The organism is Pseudonocardia terrae, assembly GCF_021343995.1.
GTDB lineage: Bacteria > Actinomycetota > Actinomycetes > Mycobacteriales > Pseudonocardiaceae > Pseudonocardia > Pseudonocardia terrae.
Map to the genome: position 1 here is coordinate 91,968 of NZ_JAJTTE010000010.1, position 18,532 is coordinate 110,499.

General features: G+C 74.1%; 19 protein-coding genes and 1 tRNA gene. 15 read left to right on the forward strand and 5 right to left on the reverse strand.

From position 1 onward, the window contains the following. The first annotated feature begins 16 nt into the window (after positions 1–16). Positions 17–1,348 (forward strand): MFS transporter, encoded by a 1,332-nt coding sequence (locus LWC33_RS09105; RefSeq protein WP_372476578.1) that lies wholly within the window; start codon positions 17–19, stop codon positions 1,346–1,348. A 32-nt stretch (positions 1,349–1,380) separates the two neighbouring features. Here the strand turns inward: LWC33_RS09105 and LWC33_RS09110 are convergent, their stop codons facing one another. Beyond that, positions 1,381–2,127: a Mut7-C RNAse domain-containing protein gene (locus LWC33_RS09110; protein ID WP_233303815.1), complete on the reverse strand. Its 747-nt coding sequence runs from the start codon at positions 2,125–2,127 to the stop codon at positions 1,381–1,383. A gap of 104 nt (positions 2,128–2,231) precedes the next feature. Between LWC33_RS09110 and LWC33_RS09115 the strand changes: the two genes are divergently transcribed. From LWC33_RS09115 to LWC33_RS09135, 5 genes are all read left to right on the forward strand, one after another. Continuing rightward, positions 2,232–2,918: a RibD family protein gene (locus tag LWC33_RS09115; RefSeq protein ID WP_233303882.1), complete on the forward strand. Its 687-nt coding sequence runs from the start codon at positions 2,232–2,234 to the stop codon at positions 2,916–2,918. Further along, a complete protein-coding gene (locus LWC33_RS09120) occupies positions 2,915–3,886 on the forward strand; it encodes a zinc-dependent alcohol dehydrogenase (protein ID WP_233303816.1) in 972 nt (323 codons plus the stop codon). Before LWC33_RS09115 ends, LWC33_RS09120 begins: the two co-directional genes overlap by 4 nt. A gap of 15 nt (positions 3,887–3,901) precedes the next feature. After that, entirely contained in the window at positions 3,902–4,303 is a 402-nt protein-coding gene (locus LWC33_RS09125) for a 6-pyruvoyl trahydropterin synthase family protein (protein ID WP_233303817.1), read from the forward strand. Beyond that, positions 4,300–5,349: a glycosyltransferase family 4 protein gene (locus LWC33_RS09130; protein ID WP_233303818.1), complete on the forward strand. Its 1,050-nt coding sequence runs from the start codon at positions 4,300–4,302 to the stop codon at positions 5,347–5,349. The genes LWC33_RS09125 and LWC33_RS09130 overlap by 4 nt, the downstream gene beginning before the upstream one ends. Positions 5,350–5,465: 116 nt before the next feature. Next, positions 5,466–6,404 carry a lysylphosphatidylglycerol synthase domain-containing protein gene (locus tag LWC33_RS09135; RefSeq protein WP_233303820.1) on the forward strand — a complete coding sequence of 313 codons (939 nt, stop codon included), beginning with the start codon at positions 5,466–5,468 and terminating at the stop codon, positions 6,402–6,404. A 304-nt stretch (positions 6,405–6,708) separates the two neighbouring features. On the opposite strand, the gene LWC33_RS09140 is transcribed toward LWC33_RS09135, so the two are convergent. Beyond that, a tRNA-Leu gene (locus tag LWC33_RS09140) sits at positions 6,709–6,792 on the reverse strand. A 106-nt stretch (positions 6,793–6,898) separates the two neighbouring features. Between LWC33_RS09140 and LWC33_RS09145 the strand changes: the two genes are divergently transcribed. Together LWC33_RS09145 and LWC33_RS09150 are read left to right on the forward strand one after the other, a co-directional pair. Beyond that, the gene (locus LWC33_RS09145; protein WP_233303821.1) at positions 6,899–8,215 is read left to right on the forward strand and encodes a M20/M25/M40 family metallo-hydrolase; all 1,317 of its coding nucleotides are present in this window, start codon (positions 6,899–6,901) and stop codon (positions 8,213–8,215) included. 34 nt (positions 8,216–8,249) lie between these two features. Continuing rightward, positions 8,250–9,026: an SDR family NAD(P)-dependent oxidoreductase gene (locus LWC33_RS09150; RefSeq protein WP_233303822.1), complete on the forward strand. Its 777-nt coding sequence runs from the start codon at positions 8,250–8,252 to the stop codon at positions 9,024–9,026. 6 nt (positions 9,027–9,032) lie between these two features. Here LWC33_RS09150 and LWC33_RS09155 read toward each other — a convergent pair whose 3' ends face one another. Both LWC33_RS09155 and LWC33_RS09160 read right to left on the reverse strand, forming a co-directional pair. Then, positions 9,033–9,281: a DUF5703 family protein gene (locus LWC33_RS09155; RefSeq protein ID WP_233303823.1), complete on the reverse strand. Its 249-nt coding sequence runs from the start codon at positions 9,279–9,281 to the stop codon at positions 9,033–9,035. Between the two features lie 132 nt (positions 9,282–9,413). Further along, positions 9,414–10,361 carry an aldo/keto reductase gene (locus tag LWC33_RS09160; RefSeq protein WP_233303824.1) on the reverse strand — a complete coding sequence of 316 codons (948 nt, stop codon included), beginning with the start codon at positions 10,359–10,361 and terminating at the stop codon, positions 9,414–9,416. Positions 10,362–10,454: 93 nt separating this feature from the next. Between LWC33_RS09160 and LWC33_RS09165 the strand changes: the two genes are divergently transcribed. From LWC33_RS09165 to gnd, 7 genes are all read left to right on the forward strand, one after another. Then, entirely contained in the window at positions 10,455–11,282 is an 828-nt protein-coding gene (locus tag LWC33_RS09165) for an undecaprenyl-diphosphate phosphatase (RefSeq protein WP_233303826.1), read from the forward strand. A gap of 64 nt (positions 11,283–11,346) precedes the next feature. Further along, a complete protein-coding gene (locus LWC33_RS09170) occupies positions 11,347–12,078 on the forward strand; it encodes a histidine phosphatase family protein (RefSeq protein WP_233303827.1) in 732 nt (243 codons plus the stop codon). Between the two features lie 61 nt (positions 12,079–12,139). Beyond that, positions 12,140–12,730 (forward strand): DUF3090 domain-containing protein, encoded by a 591-nt coding sequence (locus LWC33_RS09175; protein ID WP_233303828.1) that lies wholly within the window; start codon positions 12,140–12,142, stop codon positions 12,728–12,730. A gap of 81 nt (positions 12,731–12,811) precedes the next feature. Beyond that, positions 12,812–13,540 (forward strand): SCO1664 family protein, encoded by a 729-nt coding sequence (locus tag LWC33_RS09180; protein WP_233303883.1) that lies wholly within the window; start codon positions 12,812–12,814, stop codon positions 13,538–13,540. Positions 13,541–13,551: 11 nt separating this feature from the next. Continuing rightward, entirely contained in the window at positions 13,552–14,436 is an 885-nt protein-coding gene (gene ygiD / locus LWC33_RS09185; protein ID WP_233303829.1) for a 4,5-DOPA-extradiol-dioxygenase, read from the forward strand. Between the two features lie 115 nt (positions 14,437–14,551). Further along, complete coding sequence (locus tag LWC33_RS09190; protein ID WP_233303831.1) at positions 14,552–15,148, forward strand: hypothetical protein; 597 nt, start codon at positions 14,552–14,554, stop codon at positions 15,146–15,148. A 154-nt stretch (positions 15,149–15,302) separates the two neighbouring features. Beyond that, the gene (gene gnd, locus LWC33_RS09195) at positions 15,303–16,736 is read left to right on the forward strand and encodes an NADP-dependent phosphogluconate dehydrogenase (protein WP_233303832.1); all 1,434 of its coding nucleotides are present in this window, start codon (positions 15,303–15,305) and stop codon (positions 16,734–16,736) included. A 78-nt stretch (positions 16,737–16,814) separates the two neighbouring features. Here gnd and LWC33_RS09200 read toward each other — a convergent pair whose 3' ends face one another. Then, complete coding sequence (locus tag LWC33_RS09200) at positions 16,815–18,524, reverse strand: MFS transporter (protein WP_233303834.1); 1,710 nt, start codon at positions 18,522–18,524, stop codon at positions 16,815–16,817. Between the last annotated feature and the right edge of the window lie 8 nt (positions 18,525–18,532).

Below are 18,532 nucleotides of genomic sequence, written 5' to 3' on the forward strand. Positions count from 1 at the left end.
GGGAAGGAACCCCCGCATGAGCTCCGACACCGTCGTCGGGACCGAGGAGCGGCTGGTCCGCTCCGGCGTGCGCCGGGCCGGCCGCCGACTCGTCCCGCTCCTGATGCTGCTCTACTTCGTGAACTACCTGGACCGCGTGAACATCGGGTTCGCCGGGCCCAACGGCATGAACCAGGAGCTGGGCCTGTCGGCCACGCTCTTCGGCGTGGCTGCGGGCGTGTTCTTCATCGGCTACCTGCTGCTCGAGGTGCCCAGCAACCTGATGCTGCACCGCTTCGGCGCCCGCCGGTGGATCGCCCGCATCCTCGTGACCTGGGGGATCATCGCCACGCTCATGGCGTTCGTGCCCAACGCCACGGTGCTGATCGTGCTGCGCTTCCTGCTCGGCGTGGCCGAGGCGGGCTTCTTCCCGGGGATCATCCTGTACCTCACGTACTGGTTCCCGGCGGCGCAGCGGGCCCGGATGACAGCGTGGTTCATGACCGCCATCCCGATCTCCACCGCCCTGGGCGCGGTCGTGTCCTCGCTGATCATCGAGCACGGCGACGGGCTGTTCGGGCTGTCCGGCTGGCGGGTGATGTTCCTGGTGGAGGGCATCCCGTCGGTGCTGCTCGCCTTCGTCGTGTGGTTCGTCCTCACCGACCGGCCCGCGGACGCGAAGTGGATGCCGCAGGAGGAGAAGGACGCGCTGGAGCGCGCCCTCGCCGCGGAGGGTCGGGAGGTCTCCGAGGCCGGTCCGCGGTCGGTGCTCGGCGCGCTGAAGAGCCCGCGGGTGCTCGCGCTGTCCTGGGTGTACTTCGGCGTGGTCTACGGCCTCTACGCGCTCGGCTTCTTCCTGCCGACGATCATCAAGAACTTCTCCGCGCAGTACGGCACCCACTTCACCACCGTGCAGCAGGGGCTGATCAACGCGATCCCGTACGTCGTCGGGCTGGTCGTGATGATCGTGTGGACCCGCCGCTCGACGAACCCGACGGTGCGGGTGGCCGTGCCGGCGCTGGTCGGCGGCGTGGCCATCCCGATCGCGCTCTACCTGGCGAACCCGTGGCTGGCGATGGTGGCCGTGACGATCTGCGCCTGCGGTGTGCTGGCGGCGCTGCCCGGCTTCTGGTCGCTGCCCACGGCGTACCTGACCGGCGCTGCGGCCGCGGCGGGCATCGCATTGATCAACTCGCTGGGGAACCTGTCCGGGTTCGTGGCCCCGTACGTCACGGGCGCGCTGTCCGACGCCACCGGCAACAACAAGGTCGGGCTGTGGGTCGTCGGGATCTGCATGGTCTCCGCGGCCGTGGTGACCTGGCTGCTGCGCCGGACCCGGACCCGGGACACGGCGGACCGAGTCGACTGAACCGACTCAGCCGACTGGGCCGACCCGCGGCGTCACCCGCGGCGGCGCGCGACCACTGCGCGCGCGGCCCTCACGATCCGCTCCAGGCCTTCTCGGTGGGCGCCGTGCCAGTACACGCGCCCGCAGGAGCGGCAGCGGGCGAACTCGGCGTAGGTGCGCCGGGTCCCGGCCTCCAGCCGGTCGGCCACGTCCTCGGCGGCCACCGGCGCGAGGTCGCCGTTGCAGGCGGTGCACCGGGTCGACGGGGCGAGCGGCGGGGCGAAGCGGTCGAGCACGTCGGCGAGCTGGTCGTCCGGACGGTCGCCGCGCACGTGCGCACCGGCCCAGAGGGCGCGCCGCATCAGTAGGCCGCGGTCCTGGGTGAGCACGATCCGGCGCTGCGCGGCGCCGTCGCGGACCAGCTCCGCGTCGTCGGCGTCGTTGCGGTAGGCGGCGTCGATCCCGAGCACCCGCAGCCGGCGCGCCAGGGTCCCCAGCCCGACGTCGAGCAGGAAACCGGTCGCGCCCGGCACGTCCTGCGGCCGGTCCACGGGCAGGATCGCGAGCGCGGTCCCGGGCACCGGGCGCTCCTGCGGGGAGACCTCGCGGCCGGCGAGCCGGAGCGCGCCGACCTCGGTGAGCGGGATGCCGAGGCTCTGCACCACGTGCCCGAGGGTGGCGTCGCCGTCCCACCGCACGCTCGCCCGGGCGCGGCGGCGCTCCCGCGACAGGAACGTCCACAGCGCCGGGTCGGGGCGCACCTCCAGCTCGGCGGGGGTGCGCCGCTCCGGGTCGGGCATCCTGCCGACGCTACCGGCCGGGCCAGGTGGCGCTGCGCCGTCCGGGGCAGTCCCGGCTCGCCGCTGGCACACGGGCTTCCCGAGACGGCACGATGCGGGACGTGATGGACCGCCCGTACGTGATCGCCTCCGCGGCGGTGTCCCTCGACGGCTACATCGACGACGTCGCCGAGGCGCGGCTGATCCTGTCCGACGACGAGGACCTCGACCGCGTCGACGACGTGCGGGCCTGGGCCGACGCGCTGCTGGTCGGGGCCAACACCATCCGCGCGGACGACCCGCGGCTGCTCGTCCGCTCCGCCGAGCGCCGGCGGGCCCGGGTCGCGGCGGGCCGGTCCGAGTCGCCCGCCAAGGTCACGTTGACCCGCTGCGGCAAGGTCGACCCCGGGGCCCGGTTCTTCACCGCCGGCGACACCGAGCGGTTCGTCTACACCTGCGACGCCACCGTCGAGGACGTGCGGTCGAAGCTCGGCGGCGTGGCCACCGTCGTCGGCGCGGGGGACCCGCTCGAGCTGCCGCGGATGCTCGCCGACCTGCGGGAACGGGGCGTCGAACGGCTGATGGTCGAGGGCGGCGGCTCGGTCCACACCCTGTTCCTGGCCGCCGACGCGGTCGACGAGCTTCACCTGGTCTACGCGCCGTTCTTCGTCGGGCAGCGGGACGCGCCACGGTTCGTCAACCCCGCCGAGTTCCCGCAGGGCCCCGCCTCGCGCATGCAGCTGACCGACAGCCGGCAGATCGGTGACCTCATGTTCCTGTGCTACCGACCCCGGAGATCGGGCGGGGCATGACCGACACGGCTCTGTGGCTCGACGCGCCGGGCCGGGTCTCGCTGCACGAGGTCGAGGTCGCACGCCCCGGGCCGGAGGAGGTGCTGGTCCGCACGCTGTACACGGGGGTGAGCCGCGGGACCGAGGCGCTGGTGTTCCGCGGCGGTGTGCCGGAGAACCAGCGGGCCGTGATGCGGGCGCCGTTCCAGGACGGGGACTTCCCGGCGCCGGTGAAGTACGGGTACCTCAACGTCGGCGTGGTCGAGGAGGGCCCGTCCGACCTCGTCGGGCGGGCGGTGTTCTGCCTGTACCCGCACCAGACCCGGTACGTCGTGCCCGCCTCCGCGGTCACCCCGGTGCCGGAGGGGACGCCGCCGGAGCGCGCGGTGCTCGGCGGGACGGTGGAGACGGCGGTCAACGCGCTGTGGGACGCCGCCCCGCTGGTCGGCGACCGGATCGCCGTCGTCGGGGGCGGGATGGTGGGGTGCTGCGTCGCCGCGCTGCTCGCGGGGTTCCCGGGCGTGCGGGTGCAGCTCGTGGACCCGCTGCCGGCCCGCGCCGCGGTCGCCGACGCGCTCGGCGTCCCGTGGGTGCCGCCGGGGGAGGCAGCCGACGGCTGCGACCTCGTCGTGCACACCAGCGCCACCGAGGCGGGCCTCGCGCGGTCGCTGGAGCTGCTCGGCCCGGAGGGCGAGGTCGTCGAGATGTCCTGGTACGGCGACCGACCCGTGCGGGTGCCGCTGGGCGAGGCCTTCCACCCCGGGCGGCTGACGATCCGCAGCAGCCAGGTCGGGATGGTGTCCGCCGCCCGGCGCTCACGCCGGAGCTTCGGCGACCGGATCGCCCTCGCGCTGCGCCTGCTGGCCGATCCGCGGTACGACGCCCTCGTCACGAGCGAGGGGCCGTTCACCGGGCTGCCCGCGGACCTGCCGCGGATTCTCGGCGAGGGCGGTGAACCGTCCGGGCTCCTGCACCGTGTCACCTACTGACGCGAGGAGGAGCAGTTGTTCGGGATCACCGTCCGCGACCACATGATGGTCGCCCACAGCTTCCGCGGCGAGGTCTTCGGGCCGGCGCAGCGGCTGCACGGCGCCACGTTCGTGGTCGACGCGACCTTCCGGCGCGCCGAGCTCGACGCCGACGACCTCGTCGTCGACATCGGGCTGGCCACCGCGGCCCTGCAGGCGGTGCTCGGCGAGCTCACCTACCGCAACCTCGACGACGATCCCGCCTTCGCCGGCCGCAACACCTCCACGGAGTTCCTGGCGAAGGTCGTCGCCGACCGGCTGGCCGAGCGGGTCGCGGCCGGCGAGCTGGGGGAGGGAGCCCGGGGCCTCGAGGGCATCGCCGTGACCCTGCACGAGTCCCACGTGGCGTGGGCGAGCTACGAGCGGTCCCTGCCATGACCGTGGCCGCGCCGGTGCTGGCGGCCGTGCTGCCCGCCGACGTCGACGACCCGCAGCGGCCCAGCGGCGGCAACGTCTACGACCGCCGCGTCCTGGCCCGGCTCGCCGGCGTGCAGGAGATCGCGGCGAGCGGGACCTGGCCCGCGCCGTCGCCGGGCGACCGGGCGGCGCTCGCGGCCTCGCTCGCGGCGCTCCCCGACGGCGCGGTCGTCCTGCTCGACGGGCTGGTGGCCTGCGGGGTCCCCGAGGTCGTGGTGCCGGAGGCGGGGCGGCTGCGGCTCGTCGTGCTCGTGCACCTCCCGCTCGCCGACGAGGCCGGCGCCGATCCCGCGCTCGCGGAGCGGGAGCGCGCGGTGCTGCGGTCGGCCGCGGCGGTCGTCGCGACGAGCGCCTGGTCGGCCGGGCGGCTCGCCGCGCTGCACGGTCTGGCCGCGGTCCCCGTGGTCACGCCCGGCGCGGATCCCGCACCCCTCGCCCCGGGCACGGACGGCACGAGCCTGCTCTGCGTCGGCTCGGTCACCCCGACGAAGGGACAGGACCTGCTGGTCGGGGCGCTGGCGCGGGTGGCGGCGCGGTCGTGGCGCTGCCGGCTGGTGGGGCCGCTGGGCCGGGCGCCCGGGCATGTCTCGCTCGTCCGGCGCGAGCTGGAGAAACACGGCCTCGCCGACCGCGTCCGACTCGACGGCCCGCTCACCGGCGCGGCCCTCGACGAGGCCTACGGCGCCGCCGACCTGCTCGTCCTGCCCTCGCGGGCCGAGGCCTTCGGGATGGTGGTGCTGGAGGCGCTCGCGCGCGGGATCCCGGTGCTGGCCACCGACGTCGGCGGAGTGCGGGAGGCGCTCGGCGCCACCCTGTCGGGCGAGATGCCCGGCCTGCTCGTCGCACCGCACGCCGACGCCCTCGCCGCCGCGCTGCGGGACTGGCTCGACGACCCCGCCCTGCGCACCCGCCTTCGCGGCGCCGCCCACGAGCGCCGGCGGACGGTCCCGGACTGGGCTGCCTCCGCCACCGCGCTCGCCGCGATCCTCGAGGGGGTGCGGTCGTGAGCGCCCCCGTCGTGCCGGCCCGGGCGACGCAGCATGGATCCACAACGCCCTCGGGTCGTCCAGGTGGCCCGCGTCATGGAGCCATGACGCGGGCTGCGGCTGCTGGGTGGCGGGCGATGCGGCCGGTGCTGGGGTCGTCCCGGGTGCGGACCGCGGTGGCGGTGGTGCTGCTCGCCGTCGTGATCTGGCGGCTGGGCGCGGGGCCGGTGCTCGACGGGCTGCGCGCCCTCGACCTCCCCGCTGTCGCCGCAGCGCTCGTCCTCGGCGCCGCGACCACGCTGTGCGGCGCCGCCCGCTGGGTCCTCGTCGCCCGGCGCCTCGGGATGCCGCTGCGCCTGGGACCGGCCGTGGCGCACTGCTACCGGGCGCTGTTCCTCAACTCCGTGCTGCCCGCCGGCATCCTCGGCGACGTCGGCCGGGCCGTCGAGCACGGGCGCGCGGTCGGGGACGTCGGCCGCAGCGCCCGCGCCGTGATGCTGGAGAAGGTCGCCGGGCAGGTCGCGCTGGTGGTGGTCGGCACGACCGTGCTGGTCGCCGAACCGGCCGTCCTCTCGGCGTTGTCCCTGCCGGTGCAGATCTGGGGCCCCGCACTCGGCGTGCTCGGCGTGGCCGCCGTCGTCGGGCTGCGCGTCCGTCGGGTCCGGACCGGCCTGGGAACCCTGCTGGCCGACGCCCGCCGCGGGCTCCTCGCCCGCGACGCCTGGCCGGGCGTCGCCCTGCTCTCCCTCGCCGCGCTCGCCGGGTACCTCGGGCTCTTCCTGGTCGCGGCCCGGACCGTCGGCGCCACCGCCCCGACCACCCAGCTGCTCCCGCTGCTGGTGCTGGCCCTGTTCGTGATGGGCCTGCCGGTCAACGTCGGCGGGTTCGGCCCGCGCGAGGCCGTGGCCGCCGTCGCGTTCGGCGCGGTCGGTCTCGGCGCGGCACAGGGGCTGTCCGCCGCCGTGGCCTACGGCGTCCTGACGCTCGTGAGCACGCTCCCCGGCGGCCTGGTCCTCCTGGCCGGGCTCCTGCGCCGCGCCGTCCGCCGCCCCGTCGTCGCACCGGCCCCGGCCTGATCGACGCATGCCTGCACTGGCGGCCGTCTCCGCGGCCGCCAGTGCACGCCACCGCCGATCGCCGGTCAGGGGAAGTGCGGCCATGATCGCCGGTCCCGTGCATCGAGTGCTCCGCCGCACACCTTCGACGCACGCAACCGACGATCACGACACGCCGACAGCGCCCGTGATCATCGGTCCTGTGCGTCCACGGCTGTGTCGCCGGGCCTCGGTGCACGAGAGCGACGATCACGCGACGACCCCCTGAGAACGACGAAACCCCGGTCCAGAGGGGCCGGGGTCGTGATCGAGGAGATGTTCTCTGTGTCCGAGGGGGGACTTGAACCCCCACCCCCTACTCGGGGACTAGCACCTCAAGCTAGCGCGTCTGCCATTCCGCCACTCGGACCTGCACCGCCCGGGCCCTGCCCGGTGCGACCGTTGAAGCATAGCGGAGGCGTTCCGGGCCCCGCGCAGGGGCATGGGTGTCGGGGCGGGGTGGTAGGAACATCGTCATGACCGGCCCGCTCAGCGCGGTGGACGAGGTGGTCGAGCTCTGCTCGGACCTCATCCGCATCGACACGTCCAACACCGGCGACCCGGAGACCGTCACGGGGGAGAAGGAGGCGGCGGAGTACGTCGCCGCGAAGCTGACCGAGGTCGGGTACGAGTGCGAAGTGCTGGACTCGGGCGCCCCCGGCCGCACCAACGTCTTCACCCGCCTGAAGGGTGCCGACCCGTCGCGGGGCGCGCTGCTGATCCACGGCCACCTCGACGTGGTGCCCGCCGAGCCGAGCGAGTGGTCGGTGCACCCCTTCTCGGGTGCGGTGCAGGACGGCTACGTCTGGGGTCGCGGCGCCGTCGACATGAAGGACATGGTCGCGATGACCATCGCGGTCGCCCGGCAGTTCAAGCGGGAGGGCTACGTCCCGCCGCGGGACATCGTGTTCGCCTTCGTGGCGGACGAGGAGGCCGGCGGTTCGTACGGGTGCCAGTGGCTGGTGGAGCACCGGCCGGACCTGTTCGAGGGCGTCACCGAGGCCGTCGGCGAGGTCGGCGGGTTCTCCCTGACCCTGGGCCAGGACCGCCGGGTCTACCTGATCGAGTCGGCCGAGAAGGGCATGGCCTGGATGCGCCTGCGCGCCAAGGGCAGGCCCGGCCACGGCTCCTTCCTGCACGACGAGAACGCCGTGACCGTCCTCTCCGAGGCGGTCGCCCGGCTGGGCAACCACCGCTTCCCGCTGGTCATGACGGACACGGTGCGCGCCTTCGCCGAGCAGATCCGCGAGCTGACCGGCATGGAGTTCCCCGACGAGGACATCGAGGGCGCCTTCGCCAAGCTCGGCCCGGTCGCCCGGATGGTGGGCGCCACGGTCCGCGACACCGCGAACCCGACCATGCTCAGCGCCGGCTACAAGGCCAACGTGATCCCGTCGACGGCCGAGGCCGTGGTCGACTGCCGTGTCCTGCCCGGCCGTCGGGACGCGTTCCTCCGCGAGGTCGACGAGCTGCTGGGCCCGGACGTCGAGCGCGAGTGGATCCAGGACCTGCCGGCTCTGGAGACCGAGTTCGAGGGCCCGCTGGTCGAGGCCATGGCGGCCGCGCTGCGCACCGAGGACCCGGACGCGAGGACCGTCCCCTACATGCTGTCCGGCGGCACGGACGCGAAGTCGTTCGTCCAGCTGGGCATCCGCTGCTTCGGGTTCGCCCCGCTGCGCCTGCCCCCGGACCTGGACTTCGCCTCGCTCTTCCACGGCATCGACGAGCGCGTGCCCGTCGACGCCCTGGAGTTCGGCGCCAAGGTCCTCGATCGCTTCCTGCGAACAGCGTGAGCAGGAACAACGGACACGGCTTGAGGAACTCGTGATGGATCTCTCGAACAAGGTCGCCCTGGTCACCGGCGGCGCCTCCGGCATCGGCGCGGCCGCGGCCCGGCGGCTGGCCGCGGCGGGCGCGCACGTGGTCGTCGCGGACCGGGACGGCGACGCCGCCGAGCTGGTCGCCGGCGAGGTCGGGGGCACGGCCCGGGTCGCCGACGTCACCGACCCCGAGGCCGTCGCCGCGCTGGTCGCCGCGGCCGAGGAGGTGCAGGGGCATCTCGACGTGGTGCTGCTCAACGCCGGCATCACGTCCGGCCAGTCCGGGACCGCCGAGCTGGATCTCGCGGGCTACCGGGCGATCATGGGCGTGAACGTCGACCACGTGGTCTTCGGGCTGACGGCCGCGGTCCCGGCGCTGCGCCGGGCCGGCGGCGGCAGGATCGTGGTCACGGCCTCGCTCGCCGGCCTGGTCCCCATGCCGGGCGACGCGCTCTACACGGCCTCGAAGCACGCCGTCGTCGGCTACGTCCGCTCGGCGGCGCCGGTGCTCGCGCCGGAGGGGATCGTGGTCAACGCCGTGTGCCCGGGCTTCGCCGACACCCCGCTGATCGCGCGGGCCAAGGCGCAGTTCGGCGACTTCCCCCTGCTGACGGCCGAGGACGTGGCGACCGCGATCGAGTCGATCCTGGAGCGTGGCGAGCCGGGGGAGTGCTGGTTCGTCCAGCCCGGCCGCGAGCCCGCGCCGTACGGGTTCCGCGGCGTGCCGGGACCCAGGGGGGCCGGTGCCCCGCCGCCGGTGAACTGGGAGACCGGACGGCACTAGCCGGGACTAGTAGGACAGCTCCGGCAACATCTGCCCCGTGCGACGGCGGCGCAGCCACACCTTGCGTACCCCGCCGGGGTAGAGCCGGACCCGGGAGAGCTCCCATCCCGCGAACTCGGCCTGGATCGCGAGGCGCACGGCGGCCGTCAGCCGGGGCACGTCACCGTCGATCCGGAGGGGGCGGTACTCCCAGTCCCCCTCCACATGGGGTTTCCCTTCGGGATCGATCGCCTCCACCGCACCGGTACCTGCCACCGGTCACCTCCCGCCGTACTTCGCGACCCCCGGTGAACCTGGGGTTACACGACCACCATACGAGGGTGTCGCGGGCCGGGGCCAGGGCCGGCCGGGGTTCGGCCGGGTTCGGCCGCGGCCGTCGCGGAGCGGTCAGGGGCCGGCACTGACGTCGTCGAGCGCGGCCCGGATCTCCGGCGGCAGGGTCACCGACTCGGTGGCCAGGGAGGCGGAGAGCTGGGCGGCGTCGCGGGCCCCGACCACGGCCGCGGCCACCCCGGGCCGGTCCCGCACCCACGCCAGCGCGACGGCCAGCGGTGAGGTCCCGAGCCCGTCGGCGGCGGTGAGCACGGACTGCACGATCCGCGCGCTGCGCTCGTTGCGCCGGGCCTCGACGTAGGCCGCCAGCAACGGCGAGGTCGCGCGCGAGTCGGCGGGTGTGCCGTCGGTGTACTTGCCGGTGAGCACCCCCCGCCCGAGCGGGGCCCAGGCGAACAGCCCCAGCCCGTGGTGCCGCGCGGCGGGCAGCAGCTCGGCCTCGGGCCCGCGGTGCAGCAGCGAGTACTCCGCCTGCGCCGACACCGGCATCACGACGTTGCCGAGGGCGCGCGCCCGCTCCGCGACGGTGGCCAGCTGCCAGCCCGCGGGCGCGACCAGCCCGGCGTAGCGGACCTTCCCGCTCAGCACCGCCACCTGGATCGCCGACAGCGTCTCCTCGAGCGGGACCTGGGGGTCCCAGCCGGGTAGCTGCCACAGGTCGAGCCGGTCGGTGCGCAGCCGGCGCAGGGTGGCGTCGAGACCGTGCAGCAGGGCGCCGCGCGCGGCCCGCCGGCCGAGGGCGCCGTCGGGCGGGCCGCCGCGGGCGGCGATCACGAGGTCGTCCCGGTCGACCAGGCCGGCCTCGAGGTGCGCGCCGAGGACCTCCTGGGCTGTCCCGTCGCCGTAGACGTCGGCGGTCTCGACGAGGGTGCCGCCGCCCTCGACGAAGGCGAGGAGCTGCTCGCCCGCGCCCTCGGCGTCGGTGTCCTCGCCCCAGGTCATCGTGCCCAGCCCGATCCGGGACACCTGCAGCCCCGACCCCCCGACCCTCCTGCGCAGCACCCGGTGAGCCTGCCATCCGGGGGTGGGTCCGCGGCCGTCGACCCCGCCCTCGCTACGGTGACGCCCCGTGACCGTGACCCGGGGGGACGTCCGATGAGCTGGCTCGAGGTCGTGGTGCTCGGCCTGGTCCAAGGCCTGACCGAGTTCCTGCCGATCTCCTCCTCGGGGCACCTGCGGATCGTGTCCGGGCTGTTCTTCGGCAACGACCCGGGCGCGGCGTTCACCGCGGTCAGCCAGCTGGGTACGGAGCTGGCCGTCCTCATCTACTTCGCGAAGGACATCTGGCGGCTGGTCGCGGTCTGGTTCCGCGGGCTGCGCGACCCGGAGGCCCGGCTGAACCCGGACTACCGGGTCGCCTGGCTGGTCATCCTGGGCACGATCCCGATCGGTGTGCTCGGGGTGCTGTTCCAGGACAAGATCGAGACGGTCGCGCGCAACCTGTGGCTGATCGCGACCACGCTGATCGTGTTCGGCGTCCTGCTCGGCCTCGCCGAGCGCTACAGCCAGCGGCTCGCGGAGCGCCGCACGATCGAGCAGCTCACCGTGAAGGACGGCATCCTCCTCGGCTTCGCCCAGGCCCTGGCGCTGATCCCGGGCGTCTCCCGGTCCGGCGGGACGATCACCGCGGGCCTGTTCCTCGGGCTCGAGCGCGCCGCGGCCGTGCGCTACTCCTTCCTGCTCGCCATCCCGGCGGTCGTCTCGGCCGGGGTGTTCCAGCTCAAGGACGTCACGGCGGGCGACACGACGGTCCCGCAGATGGTGGTGGCCACGGTCATCGCGTTCGTCGTCGGGTACGCCGTGATCGCGTGGCTGCTGCGGTTCGTGGAGCGCAACAGCGTGTACGTCTTCGTCGCCTACCGGATCGCCCTCGGCGTGGCGCTGATGGCGGCGCTGGGTATCGGCGCGGTGTCCGCCACCTAGCCGGGCCACCAACTGGCCGGACCACCACCGGGGCGGCCCCCGGCGCCACGTAGGCTCGATCGTCGTGACCACCCTGATCCTGCTCCGGCACGGCCGGTCGACGTCCAACACCGCGGGCGTCCTCGCCGGCCGGACGCCCGGCGTGGAGCTGGACGACAAGGGCCGCGAGCAGGCGTCGGCGGTGGTCGAGCGGCTCGCGCCACTGCCGCTCGCCGAGATCGTCACCTCCCCGATGCTGCGCTGCCGGCAGACCGTCACCCCGCTGGCCGAGGCCCGCGGCCTGGCCCCGGTCGTCGAGGAGGACCTGTCCGAGGTCGACTACGGCGACTGGACCGGCGGGAAGCTCTCCGAGCTGGCCAAGGAGGACCTCTGGAAGGTCGTCCAGGCGCACCCGTCGGCGGCGGTGTTCCCCGGCGGCGAGGGCCTCGCCGGCATGCAGGCCCGGGCGGTCGCCGCGGTCCGGCACCACGAGCGGCGGATCGCGGCCGCGCACGGGCCGAACGCGATCTGGGTCGCCTGCAGCCACGGCGACGTCATCAAGGCGGTGCTGGCCGACGCGCTGGCCAGCCACCTCGACAACTTCCAGCGGATCGTCGTCGACACCTGCTCGATGTCGGTGGTGACCTACACGAAGACCCGGCCGTTCGTCGCGCGGGTCAACGACGTGGGCGGCGACGTCACGTCGCTGGTCCCGCCCCCGCCCGAGAAGAAGGAGGGGGCCGAGGGGCAGGACGACGGCGCGCCCGAGCCCGAACCCTCCTCCGACGCGGTGGTCGGTGGCTCCACAGGGGCCTGACGAGCTCGTCGGCCACACCGGGGTGCCACGCCCGCGGCCGTGGCCTACTCTGGGTTTTGCCATGTCACGCGTCATCCACGTCTTCCGCCAGCCCGAGCGCTTCGTCGCGGGCACCGTCGGCGAGCCCGGCGACCGGGCCTTCTACCTGCAGGCCATCCAGGACGCGCGGACGATCAGCGTCCTGCTCGAGAAGCAGCAGGTCTCGGTGCTCGCGGAGCGGATCGAGGCGCTGCTCGCCGAGATCGCACGGCGGTTCGGCAGCGAGGTCGACACCGGCCAGGAGGTCGAGTCCGCGGACAACGACCCGCTGGCCGTGCCGCTCGAGGAGGAGTTCCGGGTCGGCACGATGGGCCTGGGGTGGGACGCGGACTCGCGGTCCATCGTGGTCGAGCTGCTCGCGGTCACCGAGGAGGAGGTCGACGAGTCCGTCGTCCTCGACGACACCGAGGAGGGCCCCGACGCCCTGCGCGTGTTCCTGTCCCCGGTGCAGGCGCGCGAGTTCGCCGACCGGGCCGAGAAGGTCGTGTCCGCCGGGCGCGCCCCGTGCCCGCTGTGCGCGGAGCCGCTCGACCCGCAGGGGCACGTGTGCGTGCGGCTCAACGGCTACCACCAGCGCTCCCCGATGGGGGACGTCTCCGGCGCGGGCGAGTAAACGCGCTTGACCGGTTCGGACCTGCGCGATCCCGCGGTGCTCGACGTCCTGCGCAGGGGACGCATCGAGGTCACCGGGCGGATGGTCGACGCCTCCAACGCCACCCTGTTCGGCACCGTCTCGGCCGACGGCTGCACCGTGCAGTGCGTCTACAAGCCGGTCCGGGGCGAGCGGCCGCTGTGGGACTTCCCCGACGGCACGCTGGCCGGCCGCGAGGTCGCCAGCTACCTGATCTCCGAGGCCGCGGGCTGGCACGTCGTGCCGCCGACCGTGCTGCGCGAGGGTCCCTTCGGCCCAGGCATGGTGCAGGCCTGGGTGGAGACCGGGACGACCGGGGACCTGGTCGACATCCGCTCGCCCAAGAAGGTCCCGCGGGGCTGGCGGGGTGTGCTGCGCGCCCGGGGGGACGACGGCGCACCCGCCGTGCTGGTGCACGCCGACGACCCGCGGCTGCGGGCGATGGCGGTGTTCGACGTCGTGGTCAACAACGCCGACCGCAAGGGCGGGCACGTGCTGGCCGGCGACGACGGCCGGGTCTACGGCGTCGACCACGGGCTCACGATGCACGTCGAGGACAAGCTCCGCACGGTGCTCTGGGGGTGGGTCGGCGAGGAGCTCAACGACGAGGAGATCGAGGCCCTGTCGAAGCTGCGCGCCGAGCTCGCCGGGAACCTGGGCGAGGAGCTGGGCCCGCACGTCACGCTCTCGGAGATCCGGGCGCTGACCGACCGCGTCGACCTCGTCCTGGCCGTGCCGCTGTTCCCCGAGCCCTCGGGCTACGGGCCCGCCATCCCCTGGCCCGCGTTCTAGGATCCCGGGCCATGACGGCCGCGGCGACACCCATGCCCGCGGCGTTCGTCGGGCACGGCAGCCCGATGAACGCCCTCGAGCGCAACCGCTGGACCGAGTCCTGGCGTGTCCTCGGCGAGGCGCTGCCCCGGCCGCGCGCGGTGCTGGTGATCTCCGCGCACTGGTACATCAACGCCACCGCGGTGACCGCGATGCCGCGGCCCCGCACGATCCACGACTTCTTCGGCTTCCCGCAGGACCTGTTCGCGGTCGACTACCCGGCCGCCGGTGCGCCGGAGCTCGCCGAGGAGGTCGCGGAGATCGTGAAACCGACCTGGGTGGGGGCCGACGTCGACAGCTGGGGCCTCGACCACGGCACCTGGTCGGTGCTCGCGCACGTCTTCCCCGAGGCGGACGTGCCCGTCGTCCAGCTGTCGATCGACGCGACCAAGCCGCTGGAGTACCACCTGGACCTCGGCGCCCGGCTCGCCCCGCTGCGCGAGCGCGGGGTGCTGGTGCTGGGCAGCGGCAACGTCGTGCACAACCTCGCCGGCATGGACGCCCGGCAGCCCGAGTCAGGCTTCGACTGGGCGCAGCGGTTCGACGAGGCCGCGCGGGCCGTGCTCACGGGCGCGCCGGAGGAGGTGCTGCGGCTGCGCGGGGCCGGCGACTGGGCGGCGGCGGTGCCGACGCCGGACCACCTCGTCCCGGTGCTCTACCTCGCCGGGCTGGGCGCGGCCGCCGGGCACGGCGCCGACGTGCTGGTCGACGGCTACACCTACGGCTCGCTGTCGATGACCTCGTACACCCTCGACCTCGAGGACACACCCGCCGCTCCCGCCGCGGGTGGCGCCCCCGGCGTCGACCACGCGGCGCCGCTGCCCGACGGCGTGCCCCCGGAGTCGACGAACATCTAGCTCCGGCCGTGTCCGTCCCGCCGGGCCGCGTCCTCCTCGCGGGGTGCTTACGCATTTCCGCGTATGGCCAGGCGGCCCGCCGATCGCCACGCTGTGTGACGAGGAGGTGGGCCGGGTGGATGCGGAAACGGACGTGCGCCGCGCGCTGCCGTACGCACCGGGGGAGTGGACCCGGCTCGTCTCCTCCGTGGTCCTCGGCCTCGCGACGGTGGCTGGATCGGCCCAGCCGGGCCCGCTGCCCGCGCGTCTCGTGCTGGAGTGCGGCCGGCACCTCGTCGCCGCCCTCGATCCCGCGTGCCGGCCCGCGCGCCGGGGCGAGCAGCACCTCGACCCGCACCTCGTGTACGTGACCGTCGACCCGGCCGACGTCACCCTGCTCGGCGCCGCGGCCCGCGAACTGGGGACGCGGCTGCTCCCGTGGATGCCAAGTGCGCCGGCCGGCCCGTCGCCCGTGCCGGAGACGCCCGTGCTGGACCCGCCCGCCACCGGGACCGCCGAGGCCCTCGCCGTGCTGGTCCCGGACATGGCCCTGGTCCACGTGCTGCTCGACACCGACCACGGCACGGACACCGACACGGTCCGCCGCTGGGGTGCCGACGGGGCCGTGTTCCGCACGCCGCCCCCCGCGGCGGTCGCCGCGCACCACCGCGTCGCCGCGCGGGTGCTGTGGCTGTGGCGCGCCGGGCTGGTCGGGACCCGCTCCGCCGAGTAGCGGATCACACCACCTCGCGCCGCGCGCGGGTCGCCCCGGCCCCGTCCGTGAGGGCAGGATGGGCCCCCGGGGGCGGGCGGCGCGGACCGCGCGGCCGCCCACCGGCGGCAGTCACTGGCAGCGACGAGCGACACCACACCGAGGGAGCGAGCGCATGGCGGAGAAGAGCCGGATCGGCGTCACCGGGCTGGCGGTGATGGGCGCGAACCTCGCCCGGAACATCGCGAGCCGCGGCGTCGCGGTCGCCGTGCACAACCGCACCGCGGCGAAGACCGAGCAGTTCATGGCCGAGCACGGCGGCGAGGGCGACTTCACCGGCACCGAGTCCGTCGAGGACTTCGTGAACGCGCTGGAGCGGCCGCGGCGGATCATCGTGATGGTCAAGGCGGGCAAGCCGGTCGACGCCGTCATCGAGGAGCTCACCCCGCTGCTCGACCAGGGCGACATCATCATCGACGCCGGCAACTCGCACTTCCCGGACACCGTGCGCCGCACCGAGGAGTGCGCCGCGAACGGGATCCGGTTCATGGGCGTCGGCGTGTCGGGCGGCGAGGAGGGCGCGCTGCTCGGGCCGAGCATCATGCCCGGCGGCGACCCCGAGGCCTACGCCGAGGTCGAGGAGATCTTCACCGCGATCTCCGCGAAGGTCGACGACACCCCGTGCTGCGTGCACGTCGGCCCCGGTGGCGCCGGGCACTACGTGAAGATGGTGCACAACGGCATCGAGTACGCCGACATCCAGCTCATCGCCGAGGCGTACGACCTGCTCGGCCACGTCGCGGGCCTCGACGCCCCGGCGATCGGGAAGATCTTCGAGGAATGGAACACCGGCGACCTCGAGTCTTTCCTCATCGAGATCACCGGCAAGGTCCTGGCGAAGACGGACGAGCGGACCGGGCGCCCGCTCGTCGACGTCATCGTCGACCAGGCCGAGCAGAAGGGCACCGGCCGCTGGACCTCGCAGGACGCGCTGGACCTCGGTGTCCCGCTGACCGGCATCACCGAGGCCGTGTTCGCCCGGACCCTGTCCGCGCTGCGGGACGAGCGCAAGGCCGCGTCGACGACGCTCGCCGGCCCCGCGCCCGCGCAGAAGGCCGACGAGCAGCTGGTCGAGGACATCCGGCAGGCGCTGTACGCGTCGAAGGTCGTGGCCTACGCGCAGGGCTTCGCCCAGATGCGCGCGGCCTCGATCGAGAACGACTGGGACCTCACGCTCGGCGACATGGCCACGATCTGGCGCGGCGGCTGCATCATCCGCGCCCAGTTCCTCAACCGGATCCGCGACGCCTACGCCGAGCACCCCGACCTGGACAACCTGCTCATGGTCCCCTACTTCACCGAAGCCGTGGCGAACGCTCAGGACGCCTGGCGGCGGGTCGTGACCGTGGCGACCGAGCAGGGCGTGGCGATCCCGGCGTTCTCGTCGTCGCTGAGCTACTACGACGGCTACCGCCGCGAGCGCGGCCCGGCCAACCTCATCCAGGGCCTGCGGGACTACTTCGGCGCCCACACCTACCGGCGGATCGACGCCGAGGGCTCGTTCCACACCCGCTGGGCGCAGGACGGCTCCGAGGTCCGCACCGACTGACGTCGTGGGTGCCGGGTGCCCCGCGTGCGGCACCCGGCACCCACGCCCCCGACGGCCCCTGGCAGCCCCCGACGACGGTCAGGCGGCGGCCCGGTCCGTGGCGGGCTCGGCCGCCGGCTCGACGTGCACGTACTTCCCGCCCCGCAGCAGGCTCGCGACCGCGGCGATCAGGCAGGCCGCGGCCGCGAAACCCAGGGCGAGGTTCAGGCCGTCGGCGAAGGGGCCGGAGATGAGGTCGGGGAAGAACCCCCGGCCGGTGAGGTAGCCCGCCTGCTCGGGGGTGAGCGCGCCGAGCACCTGCGGCCCGAGCAGCGTCTGGATCGGGTTGTAGCCGAGCAGGGCCGCGAACAGCGTCGCCACGGGCGGCAGCGCCGAGATCTGCTGCGCGACGGCCGTCGGGACGCCCTGGCCGGTCAGCCCGGTGAACAGCGCGCCCGGCAGGCTCTTCGACAGGCCGAGGATCAGCATCGAGAAGAAGATGCCGATCGACAGGACCGTCGCGGCGTTCTGGAAGGTCGTCATCATGCCCGCGCCGGCGCCCCGGCTGCGGGCGGGCAGGCTGTTCATGATCGCGGCCCGGTTCGGCGAGCCGAACAGCCCGTTGGCCAGCCCGTTGAGCGCGAGGATCAGCGCGAACGCCCAGTACGGGAAGTCGACGGGGAGCAGGTCGAGCAGCAGGAAGCTGGCTGCGGCCACGACCATGCCGCCGGTGGCGAAGGCCCGCGCGCCGTAGCGGTCCGACAGGATCCCGGAGACCGGGCCGGCCACGAGGAAGCCGATCGTCAGCGGGACCATGTAGATCCCCGCCCAGAGCGGCGTCTGCTCGAACGCGAAGCCGTGCCTCGGCAGCCAGATCCCCTGCAGCCAGATGATCAGGATGAACTGCAGGCCGCCGCGGCCGAGTGCGGCGAGCAGGTTGGCCAGGTTGCCGGCGGTGAAGGCGCGGATCCGGAAGAGACCGAGCGCGAACATCGGCTCGGCCACCCGCGTCTCGATGAAGGCGAACACGGCCAGGACGGCCGCGCCACCGAGGATCAGCCCGAGCACGAGCGGGTCGGTCCAGCCCATGGTGTGCCCGCCGTAGGGCTGGATGCCGTAGGTGATCCCGACGAGCACGGCGACCAGCCCGACGGCGAAGGTCAGGTTGCCCCACCAGTCGATCCGCGCGTGCCGCCGCTCGCCGACCTCGCGCAGCATCACGTACGCCCAGATCGTGCCGAGCACGCCGACCGGCACCGACACGAGGAACACCAGGTGCCAGTTCACCGGGGCCAGCACGCCGCCGACGACCAGCCCGATGAACGAGCCGGAGATGCCGGCCACCGAGTTGACGCCGAGGGCGAGGCCGCGCTGGTCGTCGGGGAAGGCGTCGGTGAGGATCGCCGTGGAGTTGGCGAGCAGCAGCGCCCCGCCGACACCCTGCAGCACCCGCATCACGATCAGCCAGATCGCGCCGGCCGAGCCCTGCAGCCAGGTCGCCGCGAGCAGGATCGAGAAGACCGTGAACACGGCGAAGCCCAGGTTGTACATCCGCGTCCGGCCGAACATGTCGCCCAGCCGCCCGAAGCTGACGACGAGGACCGCCGTCACCACCAGGTAGCCCATGATCAGCCACAGCAGGAACGAGATGTTCCCGGGCGCGAGGGGGTCGATGCCGATGCCGCGGAAGATGTCCGGCAGTGCGATCAGCAGGATCGACATGTTGATCGTGACGATCAGCACGCCCATGGTGGTGTTGGAGAGCGCGACCCACTTGTAGCGGCCGGGCGCGACAGAGTTCCTGAGCATCGCTAACG

Excerpts from the sequence above, each read along its gene's own strand:
- gnd (WP_233303832.1), top strand. The coding sequence starts at position 15,303 with ATGGCGGAGAAGAGCCGGATCGGCGTCACCGGGCTGGCGGTGATGGGC.
- LWC33_RS09145 (WP_233303821.1), top strand. The coding sequence starts at position 6,899 with ATGACCGGCCCGCTCAGCGCGGTGGACGAGGTGGTCGAGCTCTGCTCG.
- LWC33_RS09115 (WP_233303882.1), top strand. The coding sequence starts at position 2,232 with ATGGACCGCCCGTACGTGATCGCCTCCGCGGCGGTGTCCCTCGACGGC.
- LWC33_RS09135 (WP_233303820.1), top strand. The coding sequence starts at position 5,466 with ATGCGGCCGGTGCTGGGGTCGTCCCGGGTGCGGACCGCGGTGGCGGTG.
- ygiD (WP_233303829.1), top strand. The coding sequence starts at position 13,552 with ATGACGGCCGCGGCGACACCCATGCCCGCGGCGTTCGTCGGGCACGGC.
- LWC33_RS09130 (WP_233303818.1), top strand. The coding sequence starts at position 4,300 with ATGACCGTGGCCGCGCCGGTGCTGGCGGCCGTGCTGCCCGCCGACGTC.
- LWC33_RS09165 (WP_233303826.1), top strand. The coding sequence starts at position 10,455 with ATGAGCTGGCTCGAGGTCGTGGTGCTCGGCCTGGTCCAAGGCCTGACC.
- LWC33_RS09105 (WP_372476578.1), top strand. The coding sequence starts at position 17 with ATGAGCTCCGACACCGTCGTCGGGACCGAGGAGCGGCTGGTCCGCTCC.
- LWC33_RS09120 (WP_233303816.1), top strand. The coding sequence starts at position 2,915 with ATGACCGACACGGCTCTGTGGCTCGACGCGCCGGGCCGGGTCTCGCTG.
- LWC33_RS09150 (WP_233303822.1), top strand. The coding sequence starts at position 8,250 with ATGGATCTCTCGAACAAGGTCGCCCTGGTCACCGGCGGCGCCTCCGGC.
- LWC33_RS09200 (WP_233303834.1), bottom strand. The coding sequence starts at position 18,524 with ATGCTCAGGAACTCTGTCGCGCCCGGCCGCTACAAGTGGGTCGCGCTC.
- LWC33_RS09175 (WP_233303828.1), top strand. The coding sequence starts at position 12,140 with ATGTCACGCGTCATCCACGTCTTCCGCCAGCCCGAGCGCTTCGTCGCG.
- LWC33_RS09180 (WP_233303883.1), top strand. The coding sequence starts at position 12,812 with ATGGTCGACGCCTCCAACGCCACCCTGTTCGGCACCGTCTCGGCCGAC.
- LWC33_RS09110 (WP_233303815.1), bottom strand. The coding sequence starts at position 2,127 with ATGCCCGACCCGGAGCGGCGCACCCCCGCCGAGCTGGAGGTGCGCCCC.